Genomic DNA, 17,562 nt, shown 5'->3' with positions numbered 1-17,562 from the left:
TCCTTAAACCTGAATGCCTTCCAGTTGCCCCATCAGCGTCTGCATCTCGGCGCCGCCTGCCATCATGTCCAGCACTTCTTCCTTGGAAATGCGGTCCTTGGCAAAACTGCCCAGCGACTTGCCGCGATTGAGCAGGGTGAAGGTGTCGCCGATGGGATAGGCGTGATGCACGTTGTGGGTGATGAAGATGACCGAGATGCCGCGCTCGCGCGCCCGGTGGATCAGCTTGAGCACATTGAAGGATTGCTTCACGCCCAGCGCCGCCGTGGGCTCGTCCAGGATCAGCACGCGTGCGCCGAAGTGGATGGCGCGGGCAATGGCCAGGCATTGCTTCTCGCCGCCGGACATGGTGCCGATGGGATGATGCGCATCGCGCACCATGATGCCCATCTCGGCCAGCTTTTCCTTGGCGGTGCGGGCGGCCAGCTCCATGTCCATGACGGTGATGCCGAAGAGCTTGCGCACCGGCTCGCGCCCCAGGAAGAAATTGCGCGCCACCGACAGCAGTGGCACCAGCGCCAGGTCCTGGTAGACGGTGGCCACGCCGACGTCCAGCGCCTCCTTGGGGGACTCGAAGCGCACCGGCTTGCCATCGACCCGGTATTGTCCGCTGGAAGCCTGATGCACGCCCGCCAGCAGCTTGATGAGCGTGGACTTGCCGGCGCCATTGTCGCCCAGCAGGCAATGCACCTCGCCGCGGCGCAAGCGCAGGCTGACGTTCTGCAAGGCGATCACCGGGCCGAAGAATTTGCTGACCTGGTCCAGTTCGAGGATGATCTCGTCCGACTGTGACATACCGCTCATTTGGCCTCCGTGATGCGACGACGCACAAAGTTGTTGAACAGCACCGCCACCAGCAGCATCACGCCCAGGAACACGCGGAACCAGTCCGAGCTGAGATTGGTGTAGGTGATGCCGATCTGCACCACTCCAAAGATCAGCGCCCCGAAGCAGGCGCCGATGACCGATCCGTAGCCGCCGGTGAGCAGCGCGCCCCCGATGACGGCGGCGATGATGGCTTCGAATTCCTTTTGCAGGCCACGGTCGGCGGCGGCCGACCCGAAGTCGCCCACTTGCAGCACTGCAAAGAGGCAGGCGCAGAAGGCCGTGAAGACGAACAGGCCGATCTTCACCTTGCGCACCGGCACGCCCATGTTCTTGGCCGCGACCGCATCACCGCCGACAGCAAAGATCCAGTTGCCCAGGCGGGTGCGCGCCAGCACGAAGCTGGCCGCCAGCGCCACCACGGCCCACCACAGAATCACCTTGGGAATACCGGTCACCAGCGGCGTGCCATCGGCCACGATGGCGATCCAGCCATGCCGGGCCAGCCAGCTGAACAGGCCTGCGCCGACGTTGCCGCTGAAGAGCAGTTGGCCCAGCCAGTCGTGGGCGGCGCGCTCGCCCACGCCGCTGACGATGGTGCGGTTGGCAAAGAGGATGGACAGCGCCAGCGTGAGCCCGCGCAGGATGAACAGGAAGGCCAGCGTGACAATGAAGGAGGGCAGGCGGGTCTTCATCACCAGGTAGCCATTGAGCCAGCCCAGCCCCATGGAGGCAGCGAAGGCGAACAGCACCGCCAGCCAGAAGGGCCAGCCGAAATAGACCGTGGGGATGGCCACCATCATGCCGGCCAGGCCGATCATCGAGCCGATGGAAAGGTCGAACTCGCCGCCTATCATCAGCAGGCAGGCCGCCACGGCGATGATGCCGAGATAGGCCGCCACCTGCATCCAGTTGACCACGCCATCCAGATTGAACATGCCGGAGTCGCCGGCGGTGAGGCCAAACACCAGGAACACCAGGATGACCCCGGCCAGCGAGGCGAACTCGGGGCGCCCCAGCAGGCGCGAGACGAGGTTTTCCCGGCGCATGCGCTCGTCGCTGTCGGTGTGCGGGCCGGGCAGGCTGCTCTGGGCAACCATGTCACTTGTATTCATTGCAGTTTCCGTTCGAGGGTGGAAGCCGCCCGCGCGCGTCGGTCACAGGATCAAGCAGCAGGACCAACCGGCAGCGCGGGCTGACCAGAGGCCGGCAGCGCCGACCGCCGGGGCGATCAGCGGTACTGGCCGGCGTACTTCAGGACCTTGTCCAGGTTGTCGCGGGTGATGTAGCCCGGACCGGAACTGATGTGACGCGGGCCATAGATCGGCGCCAGGCCATATTCGGCCAGGCGGGCCTGGAACTTGGCGTTGCCCTTGAGTTTGTCCTGCAGCACGGCCACGTCGTTGGTCTTGAGCTGGCGCGACAGGGCCAGGATGGCCACCGGGATATAGCCTTGCAGATAGGGTTGCTGGTCGATGGCGAACTGCACCGAACCATCCTTGATGCCATTGGCGATTTCCTCGGAGAGATCGAAGGTGGCAAACCAGATCTTGGACTTCAGGCCCATCTTCTGCAGGGCGCGCAGGCTGGGCACGGCCGAGTCCGGTCCCAGCGCCAGCACGGCCTGGGTGCCGGGGTTGTTGCGCAGGTAGGCGCTGACCTTGCTTTCCACGGCATTGGGATCGATGCCGGTATCGAGGGTGGACTTCTTGTAGTCCGCCCCGATGGCTTCGGCGAAGCCGCGGCAGCGTTCGAAGGAAGAGGGATTGGTGGCGTAGTGGTTCACGCACAGGAAGGACTTGATGCCAGCGGCCTTGGCCTTTTGGCCTGCGCCATAGCCGGCGTCGTACTCCGGCTGGCCCACGTGCATCAGCGCGCCCAGTTGTTCGCTCTGCTGCTGGGTGCCGGAATTGATGGTGATGACGGGAATGTTCTTGGCCACCACCATCTCGATGGGTTTCTTGAGCACGCTGAAGTCGGCAATGCTGACTACCACGCCGTTATAGTTGCGCGCCGCCGCCTGCTCCACCAGCCGCGCCATGTCGGCCAGGTCGCCGTTGGAGGGATTGCGGTAATCCACGCTGACATCGAAATCCTCGCCGGCCTGCTTGATGGCGTTCTTGATGGTGTTCCACCAGGAATCGGAATCGGGGGCGTGGCTGATCAGCACGAAACGTTCATTGGCAGCCACGCTGGGGGAGGGGGCGGCAGCCGCCAAGAGGGCCATGGCCGAGAAAGCCGCCAGCAGTCCCTTGCGTCCAAGTCTTTGCATCATGTTTGTCTCCGTTATTGTTCTTGCCGTGGGCCGCTTTCTGGTGAGCGTCGTCTTCTCTTTTTTATCGGTGCCGGAAAGTACGACACGGGAAGCGGTAAGTAACGATAGAACAGCACGGATCAATGCGCAATAATTTTTTCGATTTATTTTTCAAATAGAATTTTTATTTCAAATCGGCGGCGCGGGATGCGCTTATTGCTTTTATAATCGGGCCATCGTCCAGTCCCTGACTGGACCCTGACGATCAATTCCCATAAGAAAGAGGCGCAGTGGATACCCCAACTACTCCAACTGTCGATGAACTGATGCTGCAGGTGGCGGCGCAATATCACTCCCTGTCGCGCCAGCTCAAGGTGATTGCTACCTACGTGGAGCAGCACAAGACCAGCCTGATGCTGGAACGCATCAGCGACATCGCCGAGCAATGCCAGGTGCAGCCTTCGGCCATCGTGCGTTTTGCCAAGCATTTCGGTTTCTCGGGCTTCAGCGAGATGCAGGCGGTGTTCCGCGAGGCCTACACGGCGCAGGCCATTCCTTCGCGCAACTATCAGCGCCGCATCCGCAACCTGATCCAGAGCAAGCCCACCCGCGTGACCAGCGGGGCGCTGGCGCACGAGTTCATCCAGTCCAGCCGGGCCGGGTTGGATGAGTTGCTGGCCGGTTTCGACGAAGAGCAGTTCGAGGCCGCAGTCAAGCTCTTGCTCAAGGCCGAGAACATCTATGTGATCGGGGTGCGCCGTTCCTTCCCCATCGCCAACCACCTGGCCTATGCCTTGCAGCACACCAACAAGCGCGTACACCTGATCTCGGGTGCGGGCGGCATGTTCCGCGAAGAGGTGCGCAGCATCGACAAGCACGACGTGCTCATCGCCATCAGCTTCACACCCTATGGGCAAGAGACCCAGGCCTGCGTGCGCCTGGCCCATCATCGCCAGGCGCGCACCCTGGTCATCACCGACAGCCAGTTGAGCCCGCTGGCGCGGCATGCCTCGGTATTGCTGAAGGTCAAGGAGAGCAGCGCCTTTTCATTCCGGTCGCTGACCAATGCCATGTGCCTGTCGCAGGCGCTGTTCATTGCGTTGGCCTATCGGATGGAACTGGATGTGGAAGAGGCCGAGCCCATCGACGGCTACGACGACGCCAGCGACTGAGCGCAGCGGACCTGGCCAGCACAGCGCTGGCCGCTCTGCCTCATGTCTGCGTGCTTACAGGGGCACTGGTTGCTGTTCCAGCAGCGACTGGCGCATGGCCGCCGCAATGCGGGTCGCTTCGATGGCGTCCTGCAACGTCAGCGCCAGCGGCGTGTCATAGCGCACCGCATCGACAAAATGCCGCACCTCGGCCACGAAGGCCTCGGCAAAGCGCTCGATGAAACTGGGTGTACATTCATTGCGCAGCCCATGGGCATCGGCGATGGTAAGGCGATTCAGAGAGGGATTGCCGCCCACGCTGAGCCGGCCGCGCGTGCCGACGATCTCGGTCATGGTTTCATGCCCGTGGGCCATGGTGCGCGAGGCATAGAAGGTCGCCAGGCGGCCCTGCGCAAATTCACAGATGGCCACGCCATTGTCGATATCCTGGAAGGCTTCCAGCTCATGATGGACGGCGCGTACGCCGCTGGCCATCACCCGCACCGGCTGGACCGCACCGAGCAGCCAGCGCGCCAGGTCGATGTCATGCACCGAACAATCCAGGAACAGCCCGCCGCTGCTGGCCGCAAAGCGGACAAAGAAACCATCCGGGTCCAGTGCATCGGCGGTCTGCGAATAGACCATGAAGGGATCGCCGATCAATCCCTGGCTGATCTTGCGATGGGCATCCTGATAGCTGGCGTCAAAGCGGCGCACGAAACCTATCATCACCTTCAGCTGTGGATGGCGCGCCGCCTCGGCGGCCACGCGATGGCATTCCTCCAGGTCCAGCGACAGCGGCTTTTCGCAGAAGACATGCTTGCCGGCGCGCAGCGCCGCGATGATCTGTTCTGCATGCAAGGCCGTGGGCGTGACCAGGAACACCGCATCCAGGCCGGGGTGGCGCAGCAAGGCGTCGTAATCCTCATAGCGCTCGGCGCTGGGCAGATGCTGCTGCGCCCAGTCGCGTTCCTGCGCCAGCGGACTGCAGACGGCGCATAGCGCGGCTCCCGGTGCATTGAAGGCGATGTTCTCGGCATGGCGCCGGCCCATGCGGCCCAGGCCGACCAAGCCGACCTGTAGCGTGGCGGGCGCGCTCATGCCGACAGGCGGACGATACGTTGTTCGCGCCAGGAGGTGGCGGCCGCCTCGGCCAGCTGCAGCGCCTTGACGCCATCCTCGATGCTGGTGCGCACCGGTGCGCCGCTGTGCATGGCCTGGAAGAAATGGTCCATCTCGCGCGCATAGGCGGCGCGATAACGTTCCAGGAAGAAGTGTTCCGGCAGGTCGCTACTGACCTGGCTGGCCGTGGCTGCCACCACCTCGGTAGGCCTATGGTTGCCGGCCTGCAGCATGCCCTTGCTGCCCAGTACTTCGAAGCGTTGGTCATAGCCGTAGGCGGCGCGGCGGCTGGTGTTGATCTGGCACAGGCGGCCGCTGCGGGTGGTCAGCGTGACGGCAGTGGAATCGACATCGCCGGCGGTGGCGATGGCCGGATCGGTCAGGCAGCTGCCGGTGGCGAAGACGCTCACCGCCTCATCGGCCAGGATCCAGCGGAAGATGTCGAAGTCGTGGATCAGCATGTCCTTGAAGATGCCGCCCGAGCTGGCGATGTAGGACAGGGGCGGTGCGCCGGGATCGCGGCTGGTGACCAGCAGCATCTCGGGATCGCCGATCTCGCCGGCTTCCAGGCGGCGGCTCAGCGATTCGAAGGTGGGATCGAAGCGGCGCTGGAAGCCGATCATGCAGGTCACGCCAGCGGCGCGCACGGCCTCGGCGCAGGCTTGTGCGCGCTGCAGGTCGAGATCGACCGGTTTTTCGCAGAAGATGGCCTTGCCGGCCGCCGCCGCCCGCAGGATCAGGTCGGCATGGGTGTCGGTGCTGGAGGCGATGACCACCGCCGCCACACTGCTGTCATCGAGCACCTGCTCGACCCGCCCGACCTGGGCGCCATGCCGCTGCGCCAGCGCGGCGGCGCTCTCGGCATGCACGTCACAGACATACTTGAGCCGCACACCGGCTTGCGCCGCGATATTGGCTGCATGAATCTTGCCGATGCGTCCGGCGCCGAAGATTGCCACGTCGATCATTGATGTCTCCAAGGGAAATAGCGCCGAGGGGGGGGGCGGCCGTTTTTTTTGGAAACTATATTCCTTTTCGTTTTTAAATGGAATATTTATTTCGAATTGATCAGCGTCATCACAATACGGCTGCCTGCGCCTGCTCCAGCCCGCGCGGCCTGAGCAGGCGCGGACGCACGATCAGCACCGCGACCATCCAGGCCAAGGCGATGGCCAGCGCATACAGCGCAATGAATCCGCTGAAGCCGAGGTGGGGAGACAGCGCCTTGGCAATGCCCAGAAACGCCGCATAGCCCCAGCTGACGACACTGACCACGCCAATCGACAAGGTCAGGAGGCCCAGCAGCGAAGTCCTCTGGTCGCCATCGGCCAGCCTCGGCAATACATAGAAATGCACGCCGACGCCATTGATGCTCAGGATCGTCACCACCAGCAGCTTGGCCAGCAACTTGCCGTTCTGGGCGATGACATGCGGGTCGAATCCGGTATCGATGCCAATGACTGTCAGGCCCGTGGCCCATAATGCCAGCAGGGACAGCAGGACAATCGTTGCCAGCCTGTTAATCATTCTCGCCAGGGCAGGACTGCCTTGCCGGTTGAAGGCCAGAAAATCCACCATGACAATGGAGACTGCGGCTGCGATCATGGCAATGATGTGCAGATAGATCATGGTGATGCGGGTGACGTCCAGGAAGAGTTTCATGTTGGGCTCAAAAGAAAAGTTCTTGGCGCGTAAATACCGGGCGGGGCTGGAATGGTTCGAATGGCCCGAAAAAAATAAGATGAACCTTTTGCCGCGAAGTCGGCATCAACGGCATATCCAGAAGAAATACAGAAATGCGCGGCCCTTCAGCAAATTCCATCGAGCAAGAAGACATCGACCTGATCGAACGTATCGCCCAAGGGGACCGGGGGGCGTTCGAGCGTCTCTACCGGAACTATTTTCCGCGGCTGGCGCAGTTCCTCAGGCGGCTGGTCTGGGATGGCCCCCTCAGCGAGGAGATCATCAATGACACCATGTTCGTCGTCTGGACCAAGGCCCAGACCTATAACGGGCAATCCAAGGTCTCGACCTGGATCTTTGCCATCGCCTACAGGCAGGGGCTGAAGGCCTTGTCGAGGGTGGATACGCCGGTGGAGATGGATATGGAGAGCATGGTGTCCGACGAACTGGTGGAGCCGGAGCACCAGTTGAGCGAAACGCAGCTTCGCCGTCATATCGGCGGCGCGCTGGAGCGCTTGTCGTTTGAACACAGGACCGTGATGACCTTGACCTATTTTCACGGCATGAGCTACGAGGAGATCGCCGACACCATGGGCTGTTCGATCAATACCGTAAAAACCAGAATGTTCTATGCGCGGCAGAAGCTCAAGGTCTTCCTGTCGGCGTACGCATAGGGAGATGTCATGACAGAGATTGAAATCCATTCCCACGACGAGATCCAGCGGCTGTTGCCGTGGTTCGTCAATGGCACGCTGGACGAAGCAATGCAGCAGGCCGTGCGCGCGCACCTGCAGTCCTGCCCCTCCTGCCACGCAGCCTACGAGTGGGCCAGCCGGGAGCGGGCCGCGATCTACCTGGAGCAGGTGCCCGTGCCCGATGTCGAGGCCAGCCTGGCCAGGATGCGCGAGCGCATCGCCCCCAGCAAGGCCACCCAGGCCAGCCCGGTTGGCAATCAGCACGCGCCCAAGAAGGGCGCTTCGGCCTTCAGCAGGATTCTGGCCCTGTATGTCGGCAAGCCCTGGGCGCCGGTGGCCTTCGCCATCCAGGCGGCCTTGATCGTGGCGCTGGGCATGGGCGTATTCATGCAGTCGGACGTCAAGCAATACGTGGCGCTGGGCGATGCCGACATCGGCAAGCTCAAGATCGCCCTGGTGTTCAAGCCCGACACCACGGTGCAGAGGATGCAGGAGATCCTGCGCGCCACCAACGCCAACATCGTGGCCGGACCGACAGTGACCTTCGCCTACGTGGTCGAAGTGCCTTCCAGCGAGGAGGCCGGCGCGCTGCGGCATTTCAAGCTGGCGCCAGAGGTGTCGCTGGTGCAGAGCCTGGGGCAGGGGAAGTGAGATTGATGCTGCGATGGCGATGGATACTGGTGCTGTGGATCGGCATGCTCTTCACAGTCGCCGCCCAGGCGCAAGGCGCGCAGGAAGAGGGCGACGAGGCCCGGCAGATCCTGGTGATGCTGCATCTGCCGGCTCCGCATTTCCGGCCGGACGCCAGCTATGGCAGCGGCTACCGCAACGATAGCGCTGGTCACTCGCGGCTCACGATTGCGCAGGAGCTTGCCGACCAGTACCAGCTGAGGCTGGTATCGCGATGGCCCATGTCCACGCTGGGGGTGGATTGCTTTGTGATGACCGTCCCGCCCGGCCTGAACCTGGCCGACACGGTCAAGCTCGTGTCGGCCGACAGCCGCGTCGAATGGGCGCAGGAAATCCAGTCCTTTGTCACCCTGGGCGAGGCAGACCCGCTCTATCCGATACAGCCAAGCGCCAAGTTCTGGCATCTGGACCGCCTCCACACTGTCGCTACCGGCAAGGGCGTGCGCATTGCCGTCATCGATAGCGGCGTCGAGGAGGATCATCCCGATCTGTTGGGCCAGGTCACGGCGCGGGAGAACTTCGTGACCCAACGGGCTTACGCGGCCGAGTTGCACGGCACTGCGGTGGCAGGCATCATCGTCGCCATCCGGGACAACAAGCTGGGCATCACGGGCATCGCGCCCGATGCCAAGATCATGGCGCTGCGCGCCTGCTGGCAAGAGGGCGGCAAGAGCCTGTGCAACAGCTTTACCATCGGACAGGCGCTCAACTTCGCCATCCTCAACGGCGCCAAGATCGTCAACATGAGCTTTGCCGGCCCCCGCGACCAGTTGATCAAGCGCCTCATCGAAGTGGCCCAGCAGCGCGGCATGCTGATCGTGGCGGCGACCACCGCTGATGATCCCGATGGTGGTTTTCCGGCCTCCATGCCGGGCGTGCTGGCCGTGGCCGACAAGATCCAGGTTACTCGTCCCGCTTCCACGCTCTACGCCCCTGGCCAGGGCATCCCCACGACCACCCCGCATCACGCCTGGAGCCTGGTGTCCGGCAGCTCCTTCTCGGCGGCCCATGTGTCAGGGCTGGCGGCCCTGCTGGTCCAGCTCCGCCCCAGGGACAATGCGGAACAGATCAGGAAAATGGTGGTGACCAGAAGCGCTTATATCTCGGGAGAGGGAAGCGGTAATATCGAGGCCTGTGCCACATTCCGGAAGCTGGTGGAGAAATGTATCTGCGAATGCCAATAGGGCCGGGGCGGCGGTCGGGGGCTTATGTCATTGCTTAGGCTCAGCGGCGTCGCTCTTGTTCTGGTAATGGCCAGCCTGGACGCCTCTGCGCAAATGAGCAAGAGCGTGGGCTGGTCATCGGACTATTGGTATCGCGGGATTTCGCTCTCCGCAGGGGTTCCTGTCTTTCAGGGAACGTTGAACTACGATTTTCGCGACGGCTGGTATGCCGGCGCATCGGGCTCCAGCGCCCGCAATGCCAACGGCGCGGGCGTTGCCCAGGCGGTGCTCTTCGGCGGCGTGACCAAGCGCCTGGATGCGACCACCAGCCTCGATCTCGGTGCGCATGCCACGAGCCTGGTCGATTCTCCTTCGCTGGCGTTCACCGAAATCTACGTCGGCGTCATCAAGGAAAAATACTCCTTGCGTCTGTATTACTCCCCGCGCTATCTGGGGGAGAAGAAACAGACCACCTATGTCGATTTCAATACCGCGTATTCCCTCTCTTCGTCGTGGTACCTGATGCTGCACCTTGGCTGGCTGGAAGCCATGTCGGTGGAGCGCACACACTTTTCCAACCGCTATGACGCCCGCCTGGCGATTGGCACCTATGTCGGGTTCTGGAATTACCAGTTGTCCTTCAACAAGGTCCGGTCCTCGGAGCCCTTGACGGTGGATGCGGCCAATCGCTTGACGCTCAATGTCAGCTATTCGTTTTGATGGCTGTCAATGATGGCGGCACCGGCGGCGGGTATTAGAAAATCCGTGCAATCTTGTCATCCCAAAAATGCAAAAATGGCAATTTCTGAAATGTCCGGCCACGGCAAGCCCGTGATTGGCAAAGTGAAAACTTAGTTTTCCCAAGGTGTCGGAAAGCTGATCTGCGCTGCGCGCGCGTCACCTGGATCCAGGAAATCAAGCTGCTGATGAGGGGATGGCCCGCCTCTCGCAAGCCTTTGCGAGCCGTCGAATTTTTTCTTCCGGACTGCGGAAGCTAAAAAAAATCCATATTTACGTTTGATAACTGGTTAAACCATCTGAGGCTTGTGTTAGAGTCTGAACCACTAATCAAAGATCAGAAAAAAATGGATCAGCCGTGGGGTCGGTTGGTCAGGATATGCGTGGGGCATATCTCATCTAATAAATCGCTATAAAAAAGTGTCGTTCCAACGCAGAAGGATTCGGCCGAATGATCAATGCAGCCGTGAGTCATCTTGCGGGACAACTCAATCAGTTCCTCAAGCAGTCTTACGCGCGGACCGAAGATATCGTCGTGATGTCGGGACTGGTTGATGCTGAGGGGCATCCCGCGTCCCAGGTAAAAAACAAGCTGGTGATGTTTCTGGTCAATCTGGAAAAGGACACGATGCCTTACCGCCCGCACGGGCGAGGCGACGTGGGGATGGCGCGCGCGGTGGTCAATCCGGCGCCGCTCTATCTGAACCTGTACGTGATGCTCGCCGCCAACTTCTCGGGCGCCAATTATGGCGAGGCCTTGAAGCTGCTCTCTGGAGCGATCTCGTATTTCCAGCGACACCCGGTGTTTGACCACCAGTCCACGCCAGGGCTGGACGGGCGCATAGAAAAGCTGATCCTGGACATAGAAAACCTGAAGATTCACGAGTTGAGCAATATCTGGACGCTGCTGGGCGGAAAGTACCTGCCCTCGGTGCTGTACAAGGTCAGGATGGTGGCGCTGGAGTCGGACAACGTCGTGGAGATGACGCCGACGGTGCGCGAAGCGAAGCCAGCTGCCCGTAGCTAGGCCGCTAGCCAGGCGCATCCGGTCATGCTCTGGGGAAGAGGGGATGGGGTATTCGCTGCTGTGCAAGATCGTGGCCGAGCATGCCTACCAGGCCGCCGGCGAGGGCTGGCTGGTCTGCGTGCCCAGCGCCCAGAGCGTGGACTGGATGCGGCGGCGCGATGTGCTGGTGCGCGCACTTCCTGATGGTATTGCCTTGTGGTGTGAGACGGATCGCCGAACAATGATCCTGGAAGAGGGCCAAGTCGGTGAAGTCTTGCTGGGTTTTCGCTGGTATGCCCGCGATCCCTGGTTTTCGCTCTATACGCATCCGGTCGAGCCCAGCGCCGACAGTGTGCTGTTCTTGCACGGCCAGGCACAGGAGAGCGACGAGGAAGCGGCAGGCTGGCGGCGCTGGCCGGCGCGCGCTGAGGCCTTCGTCGGGCTCGGGGATGTCGGTCTGGCGCGCCATCTGGACCGCCAGGATCAGTTGCGCAAGCCAGTCATGGTCACCGAGATCGATCTGGCCATGCTCGCTACTGAGGAAGGCGCTGAGCCGGGCTTGCAACTGAAGGTGTCCTTCGCCGCGCGCGCGAGCCGCTGGAAATATTGTTTCTTTTCAACGATGCAGACCGACCCGGGCGATCTGGCCGTGGTCGATCTGGATGGCGAGATGGAGTTCGTCTGTACCGGAACCGAATCGTTTCCGGGCGGGCAGCGGGCGGTGGTGTTCCTGAGCCAGCGCGAGATCGTGATGCAGGCGCAGTACCCGCAGCGCTTTCAGCTGCGCGAACGGAGCAAGACCGGGGAGCGCGTGCTCATGGCGCGCCTGCCCAATGCAGATATCCGCAAGGTGACGCGGAACGCCATCGACGGGGAAACGGCGCTGGTGTCCGAGATCTATATCAATTGATCGTTATTGATCGTTCAGTGAGGATGACTTTATGGCGCAATACAAAACACCGGGTGTTTATGTCGTTGAGAAGAACGCCTTCCCCAATTCCGTGGTCGAGGTCGCGACCGCCGTACCGGCCTTCATCGGCTACACCGAGTACGCCAGCAACAAGGGAACGCCGCTGGCCAACAAGGCCTGGCGCATCTCGTCGATGGCCGAATTCCACGCCTACTTCGGCGGTGCGCCCAGGAGCAGCTTTACGCTCAAGGCCCAGGACGCTCCTACCGACGCCGCCGATTTCTCCGTCACTGCCAAGGACACCAACAAGCGTGTCGATTACCTCATCGAGCGTGACGACAAGGCCTACCTGCTCTACTACAGCATGCTGTTCTTCTTCCAGAATGGCGGCGGGCCCTGCTACATCGTCTCCGTCGGTACCTATGCCGACGGCGATATCGATGCCGGCAAGATCAAGGGCGGTATCGAGGTGCTGCTCAAGGAACAGGAACCGACCATGGTCGTGACACCGGATGCGGTGAGCCTGTCCAGCGCGGATTGCCAGGATGTGCAGCAAGCTGCGCTGATGCATTGCGGCGTGAAGATGCGCAATCGCATTGCGCTGCTGGATGTCTACAACGGCTTCCGCGATCGCCAGGATCCGGCCGGTGACTGCATCACCGATTTCCGCGAAGCCGTTGGCACCAACAGTCTCGATTTCGCGGTGGCCTACTATCCCTGGGTCAACACCTCCATCGTCAAGGAAAAGGACATCAGCTTCACCGCGATCAGCAACCTCGACGTGCTCAAGGGCCTGATCACTGACGAACTGGCGCCGGTGCTCGACGCCAAGGCGGCCAACGCCGCCGCCCAGGCCAAGATCGACCAGCTCAAGAAGTCGCTGGACCAGATCTCGCTGGACTATATCAAGTCCGAGAAAGACCCGGACGTGGCCACGCTCACGGTCAACAAGACCTTGCTGTCGATCAGCGTCCTGTATCCGCGCATCATCACGGCGATCCAGAAGAAGCTCAACCTGCTGCCGCCCAGCGCAGGCATGGCCGGTCTCTACACCATGGTCGACAATACCCGCGGTGTCTGGAAAGCGCCTGCCAACGTCAGCCTCAGCGGCGTGATCTCGCCCACGGTGTCCATCTCCAACGAGGAACAGGAAGACCTCAACGTCACCACGGTGGGCAAGTCCATCAACGCCATCCGCTCCTTCATCGGCGAGGGCGTGCTGGTCTGGGGTGCGCGCACCCTCGACGGCAACAGCCTGGACTGGCGTTACGTGAGCGTACGCCGCACCATGATCATGATCGAGGAATCGATCAAGCAGGCCTGCAAGGCCTATGTCTTCGAACCCAATACGGCCAACACCTGGGTCACCATCAAGAGCATGATCCGCAACTTCCTGACCAGCGTCTGGAAGCGTGGAGGTCTGGCAGGGGCCAGTCCGGATGACGCCTTCAGCGTCTTCGTCGGGCTGGGCGAGACGATGACCGCCGACGACATCCTGGAAGGCCTGATGAAGGTCTCGGTGCTGGTGGCGGTGAGCCGTCCGGCCGAGTTCATCGAGATCACCTTCCAGCAGCAGATGCAGAAGTCCTGATAGCGCCCAAGTCCCGGCGCAGGCGGCATGCGCGCTGTACGCCGCATGCCGGCGTCCCCTTAACAATTCAATGTTCTGACGAGGTTCGTGATGGCAGATGATGGATCGAAGCAATCAACCACCCTGTGGCCGCTCCCCAAGTTCTATTTCCAGGTGAAATGGGATTCCCAGGTCATGTCCTTCCAGGAAGTCAGCGGCCTGGACGTGCAGTCCGAGGAAATCAAGTACCGCCATGGCGACAGCCCCGAATTCTCGGTCATCAAGATGCCGGGCATGAAGAAGGTCGGCAACGTCACCATGAAGAAAGGCATCTTCAAGGGCGATAACAAGTTCTGGGACTGGTTCAGCCAGATCAAGATGAACACCATCAAGCGTGTGCCGGTGACCATCAGCCTGCTCGACGAGGCCGGCAAGCCGACCATGGTGTGGACGCTGGCCAATGCCTGGCCGACCAAGATCACTGGCACCGATCTGAAGGCCGAAGGCAACGAAGTCGCGATCGAAACCATCGAGATCGTCCACGAAGGCCTGACCATCGCCAACAGCTGATCCTGGCGGGCGAACGCATGCCTATCCTGTTTTCGGAGCGGTATCCTCCACCGGCGTTCTATTTCAAGGTGGCGTTCGACCAGCGCAGCGGCATTTCCGATACCTCCTTCCAGGAGGTGTCGGGCATGAACGCGACGGTGAGCACCGAGACCCTGGTCGAGGGCGGCGAAAACAATTTCGTCCATACGCTGCCCACCGGCATCACGCATTCCAACCTGCAGCTCAAGCGCGGCATCGCCTCGACCGATTCACCGCTGGTGGAGTGGTGCCGCGATGTCTTCGAGATGGGCTTCATCAAGCCGGTGATGCCGCAATCGCTGACGGTGCAGTTGCTCGACGAGCAGGGAGCGCCGCTGCGCGGCTGGTTCTTCGGCAATGCCTGGCCGGTCAAGTGGGAGATCGCCAAGCTCGACTCGACCAAGAGCGAGGTCCTCATCGAGACCATCGAGCTCAGTTACACCTATTCGTTCAGGGTGATGTGAATCATGGCTATCGAGATCAAGCAGCTTTCCATCCGTTCCAACGTGGTTCAGCGCGCCGCCTACGCCGACGAGCCGGGCAATCCGGGCAGCCAGGCAGAGGAGGAGGCATTGCCTGGCGCACCCAGCGCCACCCTGGATCGCAGCACCCGCGCCGCCTTGCTGGAGGAGTGTCGCGCCATGGTCATCGAACTGCTGCGCCGCAGGGAGGAACGCTAGATGCCCGTCGATACCGGATTGAGCAAGAAGCTCAGCATCGCAGCCTGCAAGGTGCGCAAGGGCGGCACCATCATCGTGGACAACAGCCAGACGCCATTCGAGGTGATGATCAATCCGTCCAACTTCAAGCGTCAGCTGACCATCGAGTACAGCAAGGAACAGACGCTGGGTCAGTCCGCTGGCGCCCCCAAGTTTGCCGCCATCTGCCCGGAGGGACTGAGCATGAGCAATCTGGTGCTCGATGGCACTGGCGTTGTCGGTCCGGTCACGCGCAGCGTCACCGACATGGTCAATGCCTTGCTGGCGGTGATCTACCAGTACAACGGCGAGCAGCACGAACCCAATTACGTGCGGGTGTTGTGGGGCAGCTTCATCTTCTTCGGGCGGGTGCAGAACATCGGCATCGACTACACCATGTTCAAGCCCAGCGGCGAACCCTTGCGGGCCAAGCTCAGCATCGGCTTCACCGGCTGGATGAGCAATCAGGAACGCGCCCTGCGCGCCAACATGAGCTCACCCGACCTGAGCCATCTGGTGGAGATAAAGGAGGGCGATACCCTGCCGCTGCTGTGCAATCGCATCTACAAGGATCCGTCGTACTACCGCGAAATCGCCCGCATCAACAACCTGAGCAACTTCCGCAAGCTCGAGCCGGGCTCGGTGCTGCGTTTTCCACCTCTGGTCTGAGCCCATGGCAGATTCTCCCAACCTCGACAGCAGTGATGTCCTCAAGGTGACCATCACCAGCAACGGCACGGCCTTGCCGTCGACGGCCGAATTGATTTCGGTGGAAGTGTTCAAGGCCGCCAACCGCATCCCCACCGCCTGGATCACGCTGCTGGATGGCGACATGCCCGATGATGATTTCCCGGTCAGCGACACCGATCTCTTTGCCCCGGGCCAGACCATCGTCATCAGCGCCGGTTATGGCGCGCAGGTCAGCCAGATCTTTTCGGGCGTGGTGGTGCGCCATGGGATTTCGATCCGCACCGGCAACCGGGCCTTCCTCAAGGTCGAATGCCGCAGCCCGGCAGTCAAGCTGACCATCGGGCGCAACAACGCCAACTACGTTGACATGAAGGACAGCGACATCATCAGCCAGCTGATCTCGCCCTGCGGCCTGAGTGCGGACGTGACGGCCACCTCGACCCAGCACAAGGAAATCGTGCAGTTCTACAGCAGCGATTGGGACTTCATCGTGGCGCGCGCCGAGGCCAATGGCATGCTGGTCATCGCCGAGGACGACAGCATCGCCGTGAAAGCCCCGCAGACCAGTGCGGCGGCCGTGCTGACGGTGACCTATGGCACCGACCTGATGGACTTCGAGGCCGATATCGATGCCCGCACCCAGCTTTCCAGCGTCGTCGGCGCCGCCTGGGATCCGGCCACGCAAGCGGTGGTGGAGCAGACGGCCAGCCAGGCCACGCTCTACGCGCAAGGCAACCTCAGCGCCTCGGCACTGGCCAAGGTGGCCAGCCCGGCCAGCTATCGCTTGCAGAGCACGGTAGCGCTGCCCTCGGCCGATATCAAGAGCTGGGCCGATGCGCGCCAGATGAAGGCGGCGCTGGCCAGGATACGGGGACGCATGAAGTTCCAGGGCAGCGCCAGTGCCAAGCCGGGCACGATGATCGAGCTGGTGGGGGTGGGCAAGCGTTTCAGCGGCAGTGTCTATGTCAGCGCCGTGACACACCGGCTGGGCGAGGGCAACTGGATCACCGAAGCCGAGTTCGGCATGGCTCCGCAATGGTTCATGGAAGATCGCGGCGGCGCTGAAGAACTGGCGGCATCGGGTCTGCTGCCCGCTGTGGGTGGCCTGCAGATCGGTGTGGTCAAGAAGCTCGACGCCGATCCCGAGGGCCAGTACAAGATCCAGATTGCCATCCCGGTCCTGCAAGCCAGCACCGAAGGCGTGTGGGCGCGACTGGCCAGCTTCTATGGCTCTTCCGGCGTGGGCGCGTTCTTCATCCCCGAGATCGGCGACGAGGTGATCGTCGGCTATTTCAACAACGATCCTTCCCACCCGGTGGTGCTGGGTAGCCTCTACAGCAGCCAGCACAAGATGCCTTACGAGCTCACGGCGGAAAACTACACCAAGGCGCTCTGGACCAAGGGCTTGCTCAAGGTGGTCTTCGATGACGAGAAAAAGGTCATTACCATCGTCACGCCGGCCAACAATACCATCGTGCTCAGCGACGACGCCAAGTCGATCTGCCTGACCGACCAGAACAGCAACAAGATCGAGATGAATACCAGCGGCATCCTGCTCGACAGCCCCAAGGACATCGTCCTCAACGCCAAGGGCAAGGTCACCATCACGGCAGTGCAGAACATCGAAAGCACCACCCAGGCCACCCTGCAGAACCAGGCGCTGAACATCAAGAACAACGCCAATGCCTCCTTCGTGGCCAACGGCGCGGCCAGCGCCGAGCTGTCGGCCAGCGGCCAGACCACGGTCAAGGGCGCCATGGTGATGATCAATTGATGTTG

General features: G+C 61.7%; 19 protein-coding genes. 13 read left to right on the top strand and 6 right to left on the bottom strand.

Annotation, left to right across the window (positions count from 1 at the left end):
- Positions 1-3: 3 nt before the first annotated feature.
- The 3 genes from BGK68_RS19720 to BGK68_RS19710 form a co-directional block, all read right to left on the bottom strand.
- Positions 4-795 carry an ATP-binding cassette domain-containing protein gene (locus BGK68_RS19720; protein WP_083657856.1) on the bottom strand — a complete coding sequence of 264 codons (792 nt, stop codon included), beginning with the start codon at positions 793-795 and terminating at the stop codon, positions 4-6.
- 5 nt (positions 796-800) lie between these two features.
- Positions 801-1,940, bottom strand: coding sequence for an ABC transporter permease (locus BGK68_RS19715; protein WP_075258478.1), 1,140 nt, complete (start codon positions 1,938-1,940; stop codon positions 801-803).
- Positions 1,941-2,056: 116 nt separating this feature from the next.
- Complete coding sequence (locus BGK68_RS19710; protein WP_069374017.1) at positions 2,057-3,100, bottom strand: sugar ABC transporter substrate-binding protein; 1,044 nt, start codon at positions 3,098-3,100, stop codon at positions 2,057-2,059.
- 305 nt (positions 3,101-3,405) lie between these two features.
- Here BGK68_RS19710 and BGK68_RS19705 point away from each other — a divergent pair, with 305 nt between their 5' ends.
- Complete coding sequence (locus BGK68_RS19705; protein WP_075258477.1) at positions 3,406-4,251, top strand: MurR/RpiR family transcriptional regulator; 846 nt, start codon at positions 3,406-3,408, stop codon at positions 4,249-4,251.
- Between the two features lie 54 nt (positions 4,252-4,305).
- On the opposite strand, the gene BGK68_RS19700 is transcribed toward BGK68_RS19705, so the two are convergent.
- The 3 genes from BGK68_RS19700 to BGK68_RS19690 form a co-directional block, all read right to left on the bottom strand.
- Positions 4,306-5,331: a Gfo/Idh/MocA family oxidoreductase gene (locus BGK68_RS19700; protein ID WP_075258476.1), complete on the bottom strand. Its 1,026-nt coding sequence runs from the start codon at positions 5,329-5,331 to the stop codon at positions 4,306-4,308.
- On the bottom strand, positions 5,328-6,320 hold the full coding sequence (gene iolG / locus BGK68_RS19695) for an inositol 2-dehydrogenase (protein ID WP_075258475.1): 993 nt from the start codon (positions 6,318-6,320) through the stop codon (positions 5,328-5,330). The genes BGK68_RS19700 and iolG overlap by 4 nt, the downstream gene beginning before the upstream one ends.
- 109 nt (positions 6,321-6,429) lie before the next feature.
- Positions 6,430-7,014, bottom strand: a complete 585-nt coding sequence (locus tag BGK68_RS19690; protein WP_075258474.1) for a hypothetical protein — start codon at positions 7,012-7,014, stop codon at positions 6,430-6,432.
- Between the two features lie 134 nt (positions 7,015-7,148).
- On the opposite strand from BGK68_RS19690, the gene BGK68_RS19685 reads away from it, so the two are divergent.
- The 12 genes from BGK68_RS19685 to vgrG all read left to right on the top strand — a co-directional run bounded on the left by BGK68_RS19685 (position 7,149) and on the right by vgrG (position 17,557).
- The gene (locus BGK68_RS19685; RefSeq protein ID WP_075258473.1) at positions 7,149-7,709 is read left to right on the top strand and encodes an RNA polymerase sigma factor; all 561 of its coding nucleotides are present in this window, start codon (positions 7,149-7,151) and stop codon (positions 7,707-7,709) included.
- 9 nt (positions 7,710-7,718) lie between these two features.
- Entirely contained in the window at positions 7,719-8,381 is a 663-nt protein-coding gene (locus BGK68_RS19680; protein WP_075258472.1) for a zf-HC2 domain-containing protein, read from the top strand.
- 5 nt (positions 8,382-8,386) lie between these two features.
- Positions 8,387-9,604 carry a S8 family peptidase gene (locus tag BGK68_RS19675; RefSeq protein WP_233149361.1) on the top strand — a complete coding sequence of 406 codons (1,218 nt, stop codon included), beginning with the start codon at positions 8,387-8,389 and terminating at the stop codon, positions 9,602-9,604.
- 24 nt (positions 9,605-9,628) lie between these two features.
- Positions 9,629-10,303 carry a TorF family putative porin gene (locus tag BGK68_RS19670; protein WP_075258471.1) on the top strand — a complete coding sequence of 225 codons (675 nt, stop codon included), beginning with the start codon at positions 9,629-9,631 and terminating at the stop codon, positions 10,301-10,303.
- Positions 10,304-10,772: 469 nt separating this feature from the next.
- Positions 10,773-11,348: a DUF4255 domain-containing protein gene (locus BGK68_RS19665; protein ID WP_075258470.1), complete on the top strand. Its 576-nt coding sequence runs from the start codon at positions 10,773-10,775 to the stop codon at positions 11,346-11,348.
- A gap of 43 nt (positions 11,349-11,391) precedes the next feature.
- Positions 11,392-12,237: a hypothetical protein gene (locus tag BGK68_RS19660; protein WP_075258469.1), complete on the top strand. Its 846-nt coding sequence runs from the start codon at positions 11,392-11,394 to the stop codon at positions 12,235-12,237.
- A gap of 31 nt (positions 12,238-12,268) precedes the next feature.
- On the top strand, positions 12,269-13,828 hold the full coding sequence (locus BGK68_RS19655; protein WP_075258468.1) for a phage tail sheath family protein: 1,560 nt from the start codon (positions 12,269-12,271) through the stop codon (positions 13,826-13,828).
- Between the two features lie 90 nt (positions 13,829-13,918).
- Positions 13,919-14,377: a phage tail protein gene (locus BGK68_RS19650; protein WP_069374007.1), complete on the top strand. Its 459-nt coding sequence runs from the start codon at positions 13,919-13,921 to the stop codon at positions 14,375-14,377.
- A 17-nt stretch (positions 14,378-14,394) separates the two neighbouring features.
- Entirely contained in the window at positions 14,395-14,859 is a 465-nt protein-coding gene (locus tag BGK68_RS19645; RefSeq protein ID WP_069374006.1) for a phage tail protein, read from the top strand.
- Positions 14,860-14,862: 3 nt separating this feature from the next.
- Positions 14,863-15,075, top strand: a complete 213-nt coding sequence (locus tag BGK68_RS19640; RefSeq protein ID WP_075258467.1) for a DUF5908 family protein — start codon at positions 14,863-14,865, stop codon at positions 15,073-15,075.
- A complete protein-coding gene (locus BGK68_RS19635) occupies positions 15,076-15,762 on the top strand; it encodes a CIS tube protein (protein WP_075258466.1) in 687 nt (228 codons plus the stop codon).
- 4 nt (positions 15,763-15,766) lie between these two features.
- Positions 15,767-17,557, top strand: a complete 1,791-nt coding sequence (gene vgrG / locus BGK68_RS19630) for a type VI secretion system tip protein VgrG (protein ID WP_075258465.1) — start codon at positions 15,767-15,769, stop codon at positions 17,555-17,557.
- Positions 17,558-17,562 lie beyond the last annotated feature (5 nt).

This window comes from Herbaspirillum camelliae (assembly GCF_001929405.1).
GTDB lineage: Bacteria > Pseudomonadota > Gammaproteobacteria > Burkholderiales > Burkholderiaceae_D > Herbaspirillum > Herbaspirillum seropedicae.
The sequence above is the reverse complement of the archived record's forward strand: the minus strand, read 5'-3'. Positions and strand labels throughout refer to the sequence as shown.

Bases quoted from the DNA above. Each gene is read 5' to 3' on its own strand.
- BGK68_RS19720 (WP_083657856.1), bottom strand. From the start codon at position 795: ATGTCACAGTCGGACGAGATCATCCTCGAACTGGACCAGGTCAGCAAA.
- BGK68_RS19715 (WP_075258478.1), bottom strand. From the start codon at position 1,940: ATGAATACAAGTGACATGGTTGCCCAGAGCAGCCTGCCCGGCCCGCAC.
- BGK68_RS19710 (WP_069374017.1), bottom strand. From the start codon at position 3,100: ATGATGCAAAGACTTGGACGCAAGGGACTGCTGGCGGCTTTCTCGGCC.
- BGK68_RS19705 (WP_075258477.1), top strand. From the start codon at position 3,406: ATGCTGCAGGTGGCGGCGCAATATCACTCCCTGTCGCGCCAGCTCAAG.
- BGK68_RS19700 (WP_075258476.1), bottom strand. From the start codon at position 5,331: ATGAGCGCGCCCGCCACGCTACAGGTCGGCTTGGTCGGCCTGGGCCGC.
- iolG (WP_075258475.1), bottom strand. From the start codon at position 6,320: ATGATCGACGTGGCAATCTTCGGCGCCGGACGCATCGGCAAGATTCAT.
- BGK68_RS19690 (WP_075258474.1), bottom strand. From the start codon at position 7,014: ATGAAACTCTTCCTGGACGTCACCCGCATCACCATGATCTATCTGCAC.
- BGK68_RS19685 (WP_075258473.1), top strand. From the start codon at position 7,149: ATGCGCGGCCCTTCAGCAAATTCCATCGAGCAAGAAGACATCGACCTG.
- BGK68_RS19680 (WP_075258472.1), top strand. From the start codon at position 7,719: ATGACAGAGATTGAAATCCATTCCCACGACGAGATCCAGCGGCTGTTG.
- BGK68_RS19675 (WP_233149361.1), top strand. From the start codon at position 8,387: ATGCTGCGATGGCGATGGATACTGGTGCTGTGGATCGGCATGCTCTTC.
- BGK68_RS19670 (WP_075258471.1), top strand. From the start codon at position 9,629: ATGTCATTGCTTAGGCTCAGCGGCGTCGCTCTTGTTCTGGTAATGGCC.
- BGK68_RS19665 (WP_075258470.1), top strand. From the start codon at position 10,773: ATGATCAATGCAGCCGTGAGTCATCTTGCGGGACAACTCAATCAGTTC.
- BGK68_RS19660 (WP_075258469.1), top strand. From the start codon at position 11,392: ATGGGGTATTCGCTGCTGTGCAAGATCGTGGCCGAGCATGCCTACCAG.
- BGK68_RS19655 (WP_075258468.1), top strand. From the start codon at position 12,269: ATGGCGCAATACAAAACACCGGGTGTTTATGTCGTTGAGAAGAACGCC.
- BGK68_RS19650 (WP_069374007.1), top strand. From the start codon at position 13,919: ATGGCAGATGATGGATCGAAGCAATCAACCACCCTGTGGCCGCTCCCC.
- BGK68_RS19645 (WP_069374006.1), top strand. From the start codon at position 14,395: ATGCCTATCCTGTTTTCGGAGCGGTATCCTCCACCGGCGTTCTATTTC.
- BGK68_RS19640 (WP_075258467.1), top strand. From the start codon at position 14,863: ATGGCTATCGAGATCAAGCAGCTTTCCATCCGTTCCAACGTGGTTCAG.
- BGK68_RS19635 (WP_075258466.1), top strand. From the start codon at position 15,076: ATGCCCGTCGATACCGGATTGAGCAAGAAGCTCAGCATCGCAGCCTGC.
- vgrG (WP_075258465.1), top strand. From the start codon at position 15,767: ATGGCAGATTCTCCCAACCTCGACAGCAGTGATGTCCTCAAGGTGACC.